The sequence below is a fragment of the Akkermansia biwaensis genome (genome assembly GCF_026072915.1).
Classification (GTDB): Bacteria; Verrucomicrobiota; Verrucomicrobiia; order Verrucomicrobiales; family Akkermansiaceae; genus Akkermansia; species Akkermansia biwaensis.
In genome coordinates, this window is sequence record NZ_AP025943.1 from 998,242 (window position 1) to 1,012,633 (window position 14,392).

At 55.2% G+C, this 14,392-nt stretch carries 11 protein-coding genes; 5 read left to right on the forward strand and 6 right to left on the reverse strand.

What is annotated here, in order from left to right; all coding sequences use genetic code 11:
- Nucleotides 1–136: 136 nt before the first annotated feature.
- Together OQH67_RS04095 and OQH67_RS04100 are read left to right on the forward strand one after the other, a co-directional pair.
- Nucleotides 137–3,298 carry an autotransporter outer membrane beta-barrel domain-containing protein gene (locus OQH67_RS04095; protein ID WP_215434327.1) on the forward strand — a complete coding sequence of 1,054 codons (3,162 nt, stop codon included), beginning with the start codon at nt 137–139 and terminating at the stop codon, nt 3,296–3,298.
- A gap of 355 nt (nt 3,299–3,653) precedes the next feature.
- Complete coding sequence (locus OQH67_RS04100; protein WP_215434325.1) at nt 3,654–4,397, forward strand: PEP-CTERM sorting domain-containing protein; 744 nt, start codon at nt 3,654–3,656, stop codon at nt 4,395–4,397.
- Nucleotides 4,398–4,559: 162 nt separating this feature from the next.
- On the opposite strand, the gene asnS is transcribed toward OQH67_RS04100, so the two are convergent.
- The 6 genes from asnS to OQH67_RS04130 all read right to left on the reverse strand — a co-directional run bounded on the left by asnS (nt 4,560) and on the right by OQH67_RS04130 (nt 11,072).
- Entirely contained in the window at nt 4,560–5,927 is a 1,368-nt protein-coding gene (asnS, locus tag OQH67_RS04105; RefSeq protein WP_343195910.1) for an asparagine--tRNA ligase, read from the reverse strand.
- 105 nt (nt 5,928–6,032) lie between these two features.
- Nucleotides 6,033–7,313, reverse strand: coding sequence for a C39 family peptidase (locus tag OQH67_RS04110; RefSeq protein ID WP_215434322.1), 1,281 nt, complete (start codon nt 7,311–7,313; stop codon nt 6,033–6,035).
- Between the two features lie 427 nt (nt 7,314–7,740).
- Nucleotides 7,741–8,343 (reverse strand): hypothetical protein, encoded by a 603-nt coding sequence (locus OQH67_RS04115; RefSeq protein ID WP_215434320.1) that lies wholly within the window; start codon nt 8,341–8,343, stop codon nt 7,741–7,743.
- 481 nt (nt 8,344–8,824) lie between these two features.
- Nucleotides 8,825–9,265, reverse strand: coding sequence for a hypothetical protein (locus tag OQH67_RS04120; protein ID WP_215434316.1), 441 nt, complete (start codon nt 9,263–9,265; stop codon nt 8,825–8,827).
- A gap of 755 nt (nt 9,266–10,020) precedes the next feature.
- Nucleotides 10,021–10,338 carry a thioredoxin gene (trxA, locus tag OQH67_RS04125; RefSeq protein WP_067572089.1) on the reverse strand — a complete coding sequence of 106 codons (318 nt, stop codon included), beginning with the start codon at nt 10,336–10,338 and terminating at the stop codon, nt 10,021–10,023.
- Nucleotides 10,339–10,376: 38 nt separating this feature from the next.
- Entirely contained in the window at nt 10,377–11,072 is a 696-nt protein-coding gene (locus OQH67_RS04130) for a hypothetical protein (protein WP_215434315.1), read from the reverse strand.
- Nucleotides 11,073–11,261: 189 nt separating this feature from the next.
- Here OQH67_RS04130 and OQH67_RS04135 point away from each other — a divergent pair, with 189 nt between their 5' ends.
- Genes OQH67_RS04135 through OQH67_RS04145 form a run of 3 tightly spaced genes read left to right on the forward strand, consistent with a single transcriptional unit; the run spans nt 11,262 to nt 14,392 of the window.
- Nucleotides 11,262–11,942, forward strand: a complete 681-nt coding sequence (locus tag OQH67_RS04135; RefSeq protein ID WP_215434314.1) for a hypothetical protein — start codon at nt 11,262–11,264, stop codon at nt 11,940–11,942.
- Between the two features lie 27 nt (nt 11,943–11,969).
- On the forward strand, nt 11,970–13,154 hold the full coding sequence (locus OQH67_RS04140) for an HlyD family secretion protein (protein WP_067572095.1): 1,185 nt from the start codon (nt 11,970–11,972) through the stop codon (nt 13,152–13,154).
- 14 nt (nt 13,155–13,168) lie between these two features.
- On the forward strand, nt 13,169–14,392 hold the full coding sequence (locus OQH67_RS04145; RefSeq protein ID WP_215434313.1) for a prenyltransferase/squalene oxidase repeat-containing protein: 1,224 nt from the start codon (nt 13,169–13,171) through the stop codon (nt 14,390–14,392).

The window sequence follows — 14,392 nt, forward strand, 5'->3', positions numbered from 1 at the left end:
TATTTTAAATACCCGTTCCAACAAAACCCTCCTTGTCATCCTGCTGAACATGTGCCCGCAGGGATCATCTAAAATGCTGGACGCCGTGATTGTCACGAATGCGTAACCACCTAATCATTAAACAAATAAAAAAAGCATGAAATTAAGACTCCCACAGATGTTGCTGGCAGCCGTCATCGCCTGCCTCGGCAGCTTCTCAGTTGCCACCGCGGCTGACTACACTGCAAACAGCGCCGATTCGCTGGTGACAGCCTGGAACCAGGCTGCCGCTTCCAATGAAGCGTCAACCATCACCATCACCGTTCCCTCTGGTTCAGACAGTATTACGCTGACCCCGGAACAGAAGGCCCAGCTGGCGGCCATCTCGGGTACGGGAAGCATCACCGTCCAGATGACCGATGCAAGCGGAAAACTGGTCAATTTCAATTACGACCTAGTCAACGAACAAGTCAAATTCAACAATATCACGCTGAGCGAACCTACGGGCAGCAGCAATGACATCGTTGTCACCAACGCCTCGAACACCACCATTGACGGCCGGAACATTTCCATCGTGGGATCTGACGACCCCAAGGCCTCCAAGGTTTTCGGCACGGCCATCACTTCCACGAATGGCCAGGTGAACGTCGGTGACAACGTCGTCATTGACCAGACCGTCACCGTAAACGGCGTAGCCACCACGACGCAGGATCCGGCAACCCCTCCTGCGGGCCAGGCCTATACGCGCACGACCACTTCCTCTTTCAAGGATTCCAATGAAATAGCCGTACAACTTGGTGACAATGTGTCCCTGCAGGGCGCCGTCACGGCAACCGGACAAATCACCGGCGACCCGGATTCCAAGGTTACGCTGAACGGAGACGTGACCTCCAATGCGGGGATCGGTTCCGTAACGACGGAAGGATTCGACGCTTCCAATACCCAGACGAGCAAAACCGTCACGCAATCCATGGACAACAGCGTTTCCGGCGGCATCGCGCTTGGTGAAACGACTGCGGGAGCCATCACGATCAAAGCCAACGGCGGCGACATCTCCCTGGGAGACAACACCGTGCTGGACGGCACCACCGTTCAGGCAGATTCTGTGGACCTGACCAAGACCGTTTACAACAATACGGACAGTGTCTGGGGTACCGTAGAAGGCACTCCCGAAGTGCTGGACACTATTGAAGGCAACATTGCCCTTGGTCAGAATACTACAGTTAAGGGAAATGCCACCCTGACGGCTGACGACGACATCGCCATCGGGGAAAACAGCCTGATCGCCGGCAATTCAGCCGCTGACGGCATTGTGACGGCAGGAGGGCAAATCTCCATCGGCAACGGTACGCAGGTGCTGAACAACACCGCAACTGACGCCGACAAGGCCGCGATCAACCTGGCGGACGACCAAACACTGTACATCGGTTCCAACACCGTTCTTTCCGGCAATACGGCCAATGGCGTGAGCGGTTCCGTTTATGCGGGCGTGAACACCCAGATCAACGTATTCACGGACGCCGGCGCCTACACCTACATCAGTGACGGCATCGCCACCGCAGCCCCCGCGGCATCCACCGCAGACGCAGCCACACGGGCCGCCGACCAGGCCGCCGTGATGACGAAGACCGGAGCCGGCACCCTGGTGTACGGTGGCACGGGCGACACGGACACTTTCGGTGGCACCTACCAGCAGCTTGAAGGCAACCTGATCATCGGGAACGCCACCTTCGGCACGCCGGACGCCACCACCGGAAAAGTTGCAGCCCCTGAATCCATCAACTCCGCCGTCATGGGCACGGACACCACGGTGTACGACATCCGGACCGGCAGCGTCACCGTGACCCAGGACTCCACGATGAAGGGCGCCTCCGCCACCTTCAGCGGCGATTCGACACTGCTTCTGGCAGACGGCTCCACTCTGGACTTCGGCACCCCGGCCACCTTCACGGACGATTCCCGCGTGGGCATCCAGGTTTCCGACTCCGACGGCAATTCCGTTCCGATCTCCCAGCTGAAAAAGGGTACGGAAAGCGTGACGGTAACGCTGAACGGCACGGATATTTCCGGCCGTCTGCTGAACGGCCTGTTCCTGACCACCACCATGGCTCCCGGAACGGTTGAAGGCACCACCACCATCACCCAGGATATGAGAGGCATTGACGGCGTCATGTCCGGCTTCAACGGCAACGTTTACACCACGGCCGTCGGCCTGGAAAACAACCGTCTGAACGCGGCCGCAGGTTCTCCCGCCGCCGAGTTCTACGAAGAACTGTTCCGGGCGACAAATGCCGACCAGGCTGCCCACATGATTCAGTCCGTGAGCGGTGAAAACATCGTGAACTTCACCTGGGCTGCAAGCCGCACCCTGAGAAGCTTCGCCGATCTGGGCCGCATCCAGTCCGCCGCTTCCATGGCGCGCCAGACGGAAGACACCATTGAAGTAGTGGACGCCAAGGGTTCTCCGATCGCCCGCAAGACGATCGCCAGGGGCAACGGCAATATCTGGGTAGGCGGCATGGGCATCTGGGACGACCAGGACGCCCGCGGAGGAGTTTCCGGTTACAAGTACAATGCCGGCGGCTATGCCGTAGGTATCGACTACAAGGCCGCACAGGGTTCCCTGATCGGTATCGCAGCCGGCCAGAGCTTCGGCGACATCAAGGATAAGTCGAACTTCGGTTCCGACTATGACGTCGATTCCTTCCTGGCCATGATCTACGGACGCATGCATCCCTTCAGGGAAAGCAAGTTCACCCTGGACGGCTACGGCGCCTACGGACGTTCCAAGTTCAAGGGCAATTCCTACATCATGGGTTCCGACCTCAACGGCAACGTCAATTCCGACACCTTCAGCGGCGGCCTGTACGCCACGTGGACGGAACGCTTCGCCCTCGGCAAGGCCTACGTGACGCCCTACACCGGGATTGAATTTATGACTTCCGAACTCAAGGGATTCTCCGAAAGCGGCCCCTACGGACGCACCTTCGACCACGCCCGGGCTCAGAACTGGACCATTCCGGCCGGCATCACCATCGCCCGCGCCTATCAGACGGACGGCGGCACCACTATCACCCCGGCCCTGACGGTAGCCGTGGCCCAGGATGTAAGCCGCATGAATCCCAAATCCAATGTCTCCGGGCCTCTGGGCGCATGGAACGTACGCGGCGTCAACATGGGCCGCACCGCATTCCGCCTGAACGCCGGCATCGACGTACTCTTCTCCAGCAACTGGGGAGCACGTATTTGCTATCAGTTCGAGACCCGCAACAAGCTGACCGCCCACGGCATCAACGGCGCCATCAGCTACACTTTCTAAGTACGACGGCGTTTCAACGCATGCTTTTACTTGGTTATGGTAGGCCCTTTCCCGCCTTGTGCGGGAAAGGGTTTTTCCATTCCCGCGCAGCCACTTTTTCATGTTCCTGCTCCTTGTATGTTTCCAAGAAGATAAAATATTGTTTCCTGCGGATTCTCAATCCGGCGTCAATTCAAATATTTTTTAAAGAACCCCTTAAAAGAAATCATTCCTGCTTTTAAAAAGAAAGGAAGGAAGTTTTTAATAAGCTTCTTTTAATTTATAACATGCTTCAAATAAATGTTTAACAATTAACTTAACTATAAAGCCGGATTGAGAATCCGTTACATCCGCCTCGTTGAACTATTTATTGGAAATGAAATTATCTGCATTTTGTGTTTTCTGCTGCATGCTGGGCGGTATCTCCCAGGCAGCCACCTATATCTGGAGCGGAGCGGCCAACAACGGGATTTACGGGGATTCCGGCAACTGGACGGTAAACGGTTCCCCGAACGGCTATTATCCCCAGCACAGCGCCAATGACGATGCCGTCATCGGGCAGAATGCGGGCACCATTACCTGGTCAAACAGCGAGGCTTTTTTCGGAGACACCAACACCATCCAGATCGGTTCCGGAAGCACATTGGTCTGCAGTCCGGCCAAGGGGGATCTCAATGTCAACTCCATCACCCTGGAAGGCAATGCCCATCTGGTTTTTGAATCAACGAACGCTTTTGGGTTGGGCCGCGACTTTACTCTCAACTTCGGAACGTTTACCGCCTCGGAACACGGTTCGTGGACCGCTACTGACATCGCCAATTTATGGGTCAATCACCACTCCGTCCATTTCACCGGAACGCTGGACATGAACAGCCTGACCGGAAGCGGTACCATTGAGCTGGCCAGCATTAAATCCGACCAGTGGGACGGTCCCCTGACACTGGATCTGAGCGGCCTGAACATTGCCAGCACCTCTCAGGTACAGGCAAACGTCACGCAGGTCACTGAAAACGGCGTTACCAAGGTAATTATCAATTATGAAACCGTCCCTGAACCCGCCACTTTTTCCCTGGGCATTCTGGGGTTGGGAGGCTTGCTCTTGAGACGCAGAAGAAAATAACCACCGTTTCCCGGCAATCCATTTTGCCCGGCTTTTCCCCAGGGAAAGCCGAGCTTTTAATTTTCTCCGCTCCGCGGAAAGACCGTTTACCCTATAAAAAAGGGGACTGCAGGTCCATATGCTTCACGGCCGGAAACGGCGGCACGGCCTGCCGCCTGAACGTTAAAACTCGCAATTCCGCGGCGTGCGGGCAAACGGCAGCACGTCCCGGATGTTCGTTACGCCCGTGATGAACATCAGCAGGCGTTCAAACCCGGCTCCGAATCCGGCGTGGGGAACGGAACCGTAACGGCGCAAGTCGGCATACCAGCGGTAGGCTTCCTCGTTCATGCCCTGCCGCTTCATGTTTTCCAGCAGAATGTCCAGCCGTTCCTCGCGCTGGCTTCCCCCCACGATTTCGCCGATTCCGGGAACCAGCACATCCATGGCGGTGACAGTCCTGCCGTCGTCATTGAGACGCATGTAGAAAGGTTTGATCTCCTTGGGATAATCGTACACGATGACCGGACTCTTGAAATGTTCCTCCGTCAGGAAGCGTTCATGCTCGCTCTGCAGGTTGATTCCCCAGGAGACCGGAAAATCAAATGTTCTCCCGCTCTTGAGAAGAATGTCCACGGCTTCCGTATAGGAACAGCGCACGAACGGCGTATCCTTCACGTGCTCCAGGCGCTCCCGCAGGCCCTTGTCCACAAACCGGTTCAGGAATTCGATCTCTTCCGCGCTGTTCTCCAGGGCGTCACGGATCAGCTCCCGGACAAATGCCTCCGCCATGTCCATGTCCCCGCGCAGGTCGCAAAAAGCCATTTCAGGCTCTACCATCCAGAACTCCGCCGCATGGCGCGTGGTGTTGGAATTTTCCGCCCGGAACGTGGGGCCGAACGTGTAAATATTGCTCAGGGCGCAGGCAAAAGCCTCCCCTTCCAACTGGCCGCTCACGGTCAGATAGGCCGCCTTTCCAAAGAAATCCCGCGCGGTGTCGCGGGAGGCGGCATCACCCACGTCCAGCGTCGTCACGCGGAACATTTCCCCCGCCCCTTCGCAATCGCTGGCGGTGATGATGGGCGTACTGACCCAGACAAAGTCCCGGGACTGGAAAAACCGGTGGATGGACGCAGCCAGACGGCTGCGCATGCGGAACACCGCGCCGAACAGGTTCGTGCGGGGGCGCAAATGGGCGATGGAACGCAGGAACTCCGGCGTGTGCCCCTTCTTCTGGAGGGGGTAGGATTCCGGAGCGGCGCCGACCAGCTCCAGGGAAGAGGCGCGCAATTCCCAGCGCTGCTTCCCCTGCCCGGCCACCAGGGCGCCGCGGACGCTCACTGCGGCCCCGGTCGTCATCTCTGCAATCCGTTCATAACCGGGGATGCCCTCATCCGCCACCACTTGGAGAGAGGCCACGCTGGAGCCGTCATTGATCTCTAAAAAGGAAAACGCCTTGGAATCCCGGCGCGTACGCACCCAGCCCTGAACCAGCATGTCCGGAATTTCCGCTTCACTGGACAGGGCATGTTTCACCAATGTTCTGCTGATCATGGCGCAAGTATAATACGCTCCTGCCCGCAGACCAGCCAGAAGTGCCCCGGAAAGGGGAATATCTGCGGTTCTTTCCGCTCGGCCGCAAAAAGCCTTCCGTACTTATTTGGACGGTTGCATGACCTGGCGTCCCGTCGTGATGGCGATGGCGTCAGCCATGGGCATTTCCTTTTCCGTATGCTCCGCGCCCCATGAATCGGAAAAAATGACCGTTTTCTTTTCCTCATCAAAGCCGATGATCAGGCGCAAATGGCCGCCGCGGGTCTGGGACAGCCTCTTGGGTTCCGGCACAATGCCCAACTGCACGGACCAGAGCACGGGAATGCCCGCAGTGATATAGGGGCGGATGGAATTGATCCATTTGTCCACCTGGTTCTGGGAACCTGCGCGCGCCAGTTTCAGCACTTCCCCGTCCGCGTTGTCCCAGAAGGCCGGCCAGCTCGTCTGGCTGTCCACTTTCTCCTTCTTCAGCTTGGAAGCGGCCCGGTTGTAGGATTTCAATATATTATTGAAATCACGGTAATCCGTCAGGGAATCCAGAACACGGATCCTGATCTGGAACCGCGCTCCTATTTTCTTCAGGTTTTCCGCCATTTCAGCAGTGCTTGTTCCTCCGGAAGCTGACGTATTGCCCAGTGAGGCCAGTTCGTGCTGATCCACATAATCCATTCCATAATAAGCGAACACACGGGCGGCAGTAGCCACCACGCAGTAGCCTTTCTGTCCCTGATCCACCATGGGGATGTCCTGAATCACGATGCGCTTCCCTTCCTTCTTCACATGCTGCTTGATGTCCGCCTTTTTCGCGCGGGAGGACGTGTCCGGCCGCGCGATGGAAGCTTCCGTAGGCCCTAATTTCAGACGGATGAATTCCGCCTCGAACTCCCGGCCCTCACGCGACGAATTGACCTCCACCACGGCGGCGCCCTTGTCCCATACCCAGGACCAGCCGTTCACCTTCACCACGGCTTCACGGCGGGAGGCGCGGTATTCCTTGGACTTCACGCCGGTGAGGGTGTCCAGGGCCGCCTTGACGCGCTCCAGGCGCGTTTCAAACTCATCCCGGTCAATCGCCCCGTTGTCCCCCTTGTTGTAAATCATGACGGTCATGGATTGGGGTGTATCATCCTTCCAGTTCACCAAAGTCTCTCCCAGGGAAATTTCCCCTATCTTGATCCGGGGCCTGGCCATGCGGAGCTGGGTTTTCTCCTTGTCCACCCAGCCGCCCGCTTCTCCATTAAAATACTTGCCGAACAAGTCCTCCCTGGACGAACTCCAGAAGGAGCCGGACTTCAGATCCGGAGCCATGTCACCGCCTGCCAAAGCAGTGGACACCAGGCAGCAGCTCGCGAATACGGACAAAAAGAAAGAAATGAATTTCATGGCGTCAGGGATGTTGAAAGGTAACTCCACCCAGTGGAATTTATTCTTCAATGTATGCCGCAATGCTCCTCATGCCAAGCAAAAAGGAATGAAGCAAATGGGTGCGGAACCGCCGGACAGGAACAGGTTTCGCAACGGCCTGCATCCCCGCAGACGGCCCGATATACATTGTCTGCCGGATTCATCCATTTAAACCCGCCTGTCCGTTAAAATCCCAATCCTCCCCTTCCTCTCCGGGAAGGCCTCTTGCCTGCAAAGGACTGGAAAACCGGAAACACACACAGAAAAGGCTGGATCAACAACTCCCGGAATAAAGCCATCAAGAAACCCCGCGGTTCCTGAGAAAGAGCTTTACAAGACTTTATGTCTAATAATCTCCAACTCCGGCTCCCCAACCTTACCCCGGGAGAGACACCGCTCACATGAACTAGTCCGAACGCGCGAAACACGGGATAAACCCCTCCATGATTTTCTTAACAATTTCCTCATGGTCCTCAAAAGTGGTGCCATTGCGAAATAAAAACCTGAGAGTTTGGTAACTCACATCCCAGCCTTCCTTTCGATACAGATAAAGTGCAAACACTTCCTTATCCGTTTTACTGCAAAAAAGATCGTAATGCTTTGTCCTGATAATTTTAGTCAGCAACGCATTCCTGAAAAAGTCAGTCAGTATGACCTCCCTCGGGGTCTCAAAACCACGCGGGACATAAAAGTCCTCGGTTATAAATCCGTAGGTGCTGGCCCTGACTTCCAATGATTTTTTCTCATCATGCAAAACAAGGGTGTGCAGGTTTCCCTCCGGAATGCGAACATCTCTTCCTATATCGAGACTAAATGATATTCCACTGGCGGGATCAATGGTGAAACTGCTTGGGTAACTGATGATGAAGCACCGGGCAAAACGCTCCCGTTCTTCTCCTTTGCCGAAAGTCGTCCATTTGCCGGGGAGTTCAGCATCTCCAGCAGCGATGCAACTCCCCAGTCCAAAAAACAGTGCTACGAGAACAAGAAGGAATTTGATCGGCTTCATAACAATAAAAAACGGGATAAAATGAAAATTCATTTCTCCCCATTCATTTATAATTCTTCATTTTGTATTATATATTCCTGAATATTCAGGAGATTTCAATTTACATTAGTTGAAATGCTTTAAAAATAATAAAACGAATCCCCTTGCTGATAAAAAACAATAATCCAAACAACAATAATCCTGCAAGCAACCCGTATGCTATTCCATGGACCAAACATAGTGTAAGCGTAATTAAAACAACAGGAACACTGCCGAAGATGATAGCTATAATAGTAAAAATGAGAGATATTTCCGAATCTTTCGCGATGGCGGAAAGAAACAAGGGGATCAAGTACAATATAAAAAATAAAAATATTAAAGGCATGCCTTCAATTTCTTAAGAAAAATAAAAAGATACGTTACGCGAAATAAATTTTATAAATGGTGCGACCGATATGATTTTCGAATAAGAAGCGGGGTTATTTCCTGTTTTATCCATTTTTCATAAATGATAAAACATACTCTGGGATGGAGACTTTTCCGTACTGATGATAACTTTAATAAATTTATTCTCCTCATTAATTTCCATATCAATGGCGGGAGAAGCTCCGATGTATATCCACAAATTATAAAATTCTTTTTCTATCGTCCCGTCATTAATGCGCCGTTTCAATTCTTGCCAGGCTTCAGGATTACCTTCATTTTCAAAAGCCAATCCATATGACTTCGTGAATTTTTCCAGAGACCAGGTGCCGCCCAAAGTAGAGAAACGGCAGTGGTACTGCTGGGAAACGGACGATAGAAACATACTTGAAATTGCCGCCGTATTAGCCATGGATCTTTGTCTGCTGTCCACTGTCTGCTGTTTAATATACAAGTAGGCTGCAAACAGTGCTGCGACACCTAATAAAAATAAAATCATTATTTTTATTACTTTCTTCATATTTAACTAAATTTATATATAATCCAGAAGGAAGTCAAGGAAGATAATATCTTCCTTTTTTATCGATATATTGTTGCTTGCAAATGTTTTAGAAATTATTCCTCCTATTCGTCATGAGATGTTTGTCTTGAAAAAATCAAATTTATGGATCATATGCAAATTTATGGATTTATTCCAGCAAATTCAACATATGGGATAAACAAATATCATGGTTCTGATAAGGACGAATATTGCTTTTCCCTATTTCTTATCGTCCGTTCATTCCCCCACAAGAATGGGAAACAAGCTGCAGGTACTGCATCCGGCAGCCAATATGCCTGACGGCTCTTTTTCCTTGATCTTCTTTCCGCAGGGTTTCTTTAGAAAGGCCCTGCTGTCAGCTACGTACCGCTATGCAGGAATGAGGCGCGTCCGGAAGGACCAGAATATCCTCTCTGCTCAATTGTAAGGGAAAACGCTTGTTTTCACAAGAAACCCCGGCTGTGCCTACGAAATGTAATCACATGGGAAACTAATAACCGGACACGAGAAATAAAGGATAACCACGCTTTTCCCACCTTTTCAGGCACATGTTCTGCGCAAATTCTGTCTTGTCCAAAGTTTGTTTGCCAAAAACAAATTCTGCTTTTCCGGCAGATCAAGAGGCACCCCAAGCGCCATCCAGAAGAGGCAGAGGAAGCACCCCCGGATAAAAATACGGCCTTCGGCAGGATTTTCCCACCGGAGGCCGGTATTACATCAATAATCGCGAACGGTTACATGACCGGGCGCAGGCGCTGGAGAATGGCGTCCTTGGAAGTGGCGCCCACCATGGTGTCCATGATTTCTCCATCCTTGATGATCAGGAGAGTAGGAATGGTGCGCACGCCATAGGTTGCGGCCAGGCCGTTGTTGGCGTCCACATCCACTTTGCCCACCTTGACCTTGCCGGCAAGTTCCGTAGCCAACTGGTCAATGATCGGAGCGATCATGCGGCAGGGGCCGCACCATGTAGCCCAGAAGTCGACAAGCACAGGGATGTCGGACTTCAGGACTTCATCCTCAAAATTTGCTTCAGAAAATACGTTTGCCATAGTACCGCTTAGAGTATTTGGAGAACCGTTATGTTCACTTATTCTTCGTCGTCGGCGACATCGGAGGACGCATCGTCAGCAGGGGCATCCGCAGCGGCTTCGTCAGACGTTTCAGACGCTTCCTCGGCGGCGTCATCGGCAGACTCGTCGCTGGAGGCGGCGGGAGCCGCGGCGGCAGGATTTTCTTCACTGCCCAGCCAGCCCGTCATGCTGCGGGATTCCAGCGTATCCGTAGCGTACTGGTAACCGACGAATGCCAGGGCAAAAGCCAAGGCCACGAAGGAAAGAACATTCAGAAGGGTATTGGAGCCTTCCTCGGTGTCCTGTTCAAATTTCTTTGCCGTAAAGGAAGCGGAAGAGACGGGAGCCGCGGCGGGAGCCGTATTCAGGCCGATGGTGGCCTGCGGAAGCTGCGCGGTAGCCATCCCTGCCCCGGGAGGCGTCAGGGGAACGGTAGGAGCCGCTGCGGCGGGAGCCACAGGAGTGGTGGCGGAGCCAAGGGCAACCGTCTTCAGGCCGCCGCCAAGCTTGATCCCTCCTCCCAGGCCGGCAGGACGCAGGGGAATGGTAGGAGCGGCAGCGGCGGGCGGAGCAGCCGGCGCGGGTGCTCCGGACACGGGAGGCGCGGCAGGAGGTACGGGCGGCTGGGGTACGGAAGGCGCTGCCGGAGCCGGCGGAGGAGTGGGCGGCGGCGGAGTACCGCCCGGAATGGAGGGGGGTGGTGGATTACTCATATCGGAAAAAATAGCTGTGCTGAAAGATAGCTCTCGCTTATTTCCGTCCGTAAATCAAGAAAAAGAATGCGCAAAGTTCGTTTTCCATGCAATTTTTTTCAATTAGGCCCGTATTCCTCTCCAAACACGCTGTCCGGACTTGCCCTGAAAAGCGTTCTTTCCTACGCTGTCCGACCGGCATTATTTGATATGAAACCCATTACCAAACTAGCTTCCACACAATTGCCCGACGGCTCCATTCTTGAACTCTGGGAACGGGACGGCTTCCATTTTCTGCTCAGGGACGGCATGCAGACGGCTTCCAGTTTTTCTCACGGAAGCAATGAAACGGCGGCGGCCATCGCCACGGCGCCCGTCAAGAGGGCCAACCAGCCCTCTTTCCTTTTGGATGGCCTGGGTCTGGGCTTCACCCTGTTTTCCCTGATGGACCAGGTTCAGAGGGAAAAAGCCAGCTTCATCGTGGCGGAACCGTGCAGGGAACTGGTGGACTGGCACCAGGAATTTCTGGATGGGGAACGTCCCGGATTCCTGCATGATCCCCGCGTCAGCGTGGAATTTTCCACCGCTCTCCAGGTAGCCCGCAAGCAGCAGAAGAGTTTCCACGCCATTTTGTGCCGTTCCACGCACGACCGCATGAACCTGAGCGTAGCGGAAGCTTCCGATTATTTTGCCGCCCTCAAGCAGGGGGGCCTGCTGGTCATCACCGTAGCCCGTCCGGACACCCGGCTGGTACGCACCCTGCAGAAAGCGGGCTTTGAAGTCAACACGGAAGCGGTGCCCGCTTCACATAAAGGAAAGAAAACCACGTTTCATACCGTTATACTTGGAAAGAAGGGGCGCTTCGTCCCGTTTTCCGCGCGCCAATCCTGATTCATCTCTGATTGTACACCATTGCATATGAAGCATACATCCCTCACCGCCACCGGCCTTCTGGCCGTTCTCCTCATGGGGGGAGCCGCCCTGGCCGACTCCATCGCTCCGGGCATCCTGCTGCCCAAGAAGAATACCAAGTCCATCTCTTTTGCCCCCAAGGGGAGTTCCGACATTTTCCTGATCGGCATCATGCCCCAGGGCAGCTCCGTCAAAAAAGGCGATTCCGTGGCCCAGGCGGATTTCCGTACGCTGGACAAGAGCATTGAAGATTACGAACGGGCCATCAAGAGCAAGAACCTGGAAGTGCTGAAACTCCGTTACGCGCTGGACCAGCAGAAGGAGCGTTCCGCCATGAGTCTCCAGAAATTCCAGACGGCCCTGACGCGCACGGAGGAGGACCAGAAGGACTTCCTGGAAAAGCGCAAGGCCCGCATGCTGGCGGAAGAGGAGGAACGCGTCAACAAGGCCCTGCGCTACATGTCCTACAAGCAGGAGGAGCTGAACCAGCTCACCAAGATGTACAAGGACGACCAGGTGGCGGAAGAAACGGAGGAAATCATCCTGAAACGGCTGAAGAATGAACTCGGAGAAAGCGAGTTCGCCGTCCAGGGAGCCAAACTGGTCGCGGAACTGGCCAAGCTGCGCAATATCCACCGCCTGGGCGAAGATTTCGCCACGGCCGTGAAAGAGAAGCAGACGGACCTGGCGGAAGCCCGCAAGCAGGCGGAATTCGACCTGGAACAGAAAAAAATAGCCCTCACGGAAGCGGAGGTATCCCTGCGCCGCCTCCAGGACAAATACAACGAGCTGAAAGCCGACCGCGAAATGGCCTCCTTCAAGGCTCCGGAAAACGGCATCCTGCTTTACGGAGGCTACGTGGCGGACAAATGGGTGGCCATCCCCGTGGCGGAAAAGCTCAAGCCCGGCGGCAAGCTGGAAGCCTTTGACAAGATAGCCACCATCGTCCCCCCGGACTCGGAACTGATCGTGCAGGCCACCCTTCCGGACTCCACCGCCACGCCCAAAGTGGGGGAAACCGTCGTCATCAAAGTAACGAACATGCAGATTCCCGGCGTCATCACGGAAGCCAGCCCCATTCCCGGAGCGGACGGCAAGCGCCGCATCATCGTGACGCCCAAGGTTCCCGCCAGCCAGATATTCGCTCCCGGACTGCCCGTCCAGGTGACCATCAAGGATCAGCAGGCCTGATCTCTTTTCCGCGCATGAACAAGGCCGTCCTTTTCCTCTCCGTTCTGAGTGCCTGCACGGCGCTTGGCGCACCCATGCCGGCAGAAGGCGGGGAAAAAAGAGACACCATTCCCATTGAAAAGGTTCCGGACGTGGAGCCCCCCTCCCGGGAAACGCTGGACCAGTCCATACGCAGGGCGGCGGATTTCCTTCTGGCCAGCCAGAACAAGGACGGCTCCTGGGGGGACCACACGCGCACCAAGGGGCTGAATGTGATCTGCCCTTACCCGGAAGGCCCCAGGTCATTCAGGACCGCCTGCACGTCCCTGTGCGTCATCGGCCTGCTCGCCAGTCCGCTGAAGGATGAGCCCGCCGTCAAGGGAGCCGTTGACCGGGCCGTCCAGTACCTGCTTGCCACCCTTCCCCTGCTCAAGCGCGGAGACACGCGCACCGTCCTCGGCGTATGGGGCCATGCCTACGGCCTCTCCGCCCTGTGCCGCGCCGCTGAAAACCTGCCGGAGAATTCCCCGCAATACACGGAGCTCAAGAAGGTGGCCTCCCTGCAGGTGGAGGCGCTGAACTGGATGGCGGACGTCAAAGGCGGCTGGGGCTACTACACCTTTAAAACTTTTTCCAGACGGCCGATGGGGGAACCCACCTCCTTCCTGACGGCTACGGTGTTGATCGCCTTCAAGGACGCCGAACGCGCATTCGGCCTCAAGGCCGATCCCCAGATCGTCAAGCGCGCCGTCGCCAGCCTGGAAAAACAGCGGACCCCGGCCGGGAGCTATGTGTATTCCATATCCCACATGTTTTATCCCGGCAGGCCCATCAACCGCCACACCGGCAGTCTGGCCCGCACCCCCGCCGGAGACCTGGCCCTGATCCAGTACGATCCGGCTTTTGTTTCCAGACGCCAGCTGGAAGACGGGCTGGAACGCATCTGGAGCCGCTCCGGGTGGCTCTCCCTGGCGGTGAAGAAACCCATCCCTCATGAAAGCTTCGCGCAAAATGCAGGCTATTTCTTCTACTACGGGTATTACTACGCCGCCCGCTGCCTTGACCAGGTACCCCGGGAACGGCTGCCGCGCCATGCGGCCCATCTGGCGGACGACATCCTGCCCATGCAGGAGAAGGACGGCTCCTGGTGGGACTATCCCCTCTACAATTATCACAAATTTTATGGCACCGGCTACGCCCTGTTCGCCGTTTCCCGGGTCCGGAGCGCGCTTTATCCCACCACCCCGCCCGCTTCCTGA

Coding starts and splice junctions, on each gene's coding strand:
- OQH67_RS04095 (WP_215434327.1), top strand. CDS start 137: ATGAAATTAAGACTCCCACAGATGTTGCTGGCAGCCGTCATCGCCTGC.
- OQH67_RS04100 (WP_215434325.1), top strand. CDS start 3,654: ATGAAATTATCTGCATTTTGTGTTTTCTGCTGCATGCTGGGCGGTATC.
- OQH67_RS04110 (WP_215434322.1), bottom strand. CDS start 7,313: ATGAAATTCATTTCTTTCTTTTTGTCCGTATTCGCGAGCTGCTGCCTG.
- OQH67_RS04115 (WP_215434320.1), bottom strand. CDS start 8,343: ATGAAGCCGATCAAATTCCTTCTTGTTCTCGTAGCACTGTTTTTTGGA.
- OQH67_RS04120 (WP_215434316.1), bottom strand. CDS start 9,265: ATGAAGAAAGTAATAAAAATAATGATTTTATTTTTATTAGGTGTCGCA.
- trxA (WP_067572089.1), bottom strand. CDS start 10,338: ATGGCAAACGTATTTTCTGAAGCAAATTTTGAGGATGAAGTCCTGAAG.
- OQH67_RS04130 (WP_215434315.1), bottom strand. CDS start 11,072: ATGAGTAATCCACCACCCCCCTCCATTCCGGGCGGTACTCCGCCGCCG.
- OQH67_RS04135 (WP_215434314.1), top strand. CDS start 11,262: ATGAAACCCATTACCAAACTAGCTTCCACACAATTGCCCGACGGCTCC.
- OQH67_RS04140 (WP_067572095.1), top strand. CDS start 11,970: ATGAAGCATACATCCCTCACCGCCACCGGCCTTCTGGCCGTTCTCCTC.
- OQH67_RS04145 (WP_215434313.1), top strand. CDS start 13,169: ATGAACAAGGCCGTCCTTTTCCTCTCCGTTCTGAGTGCCTGCACGGCG.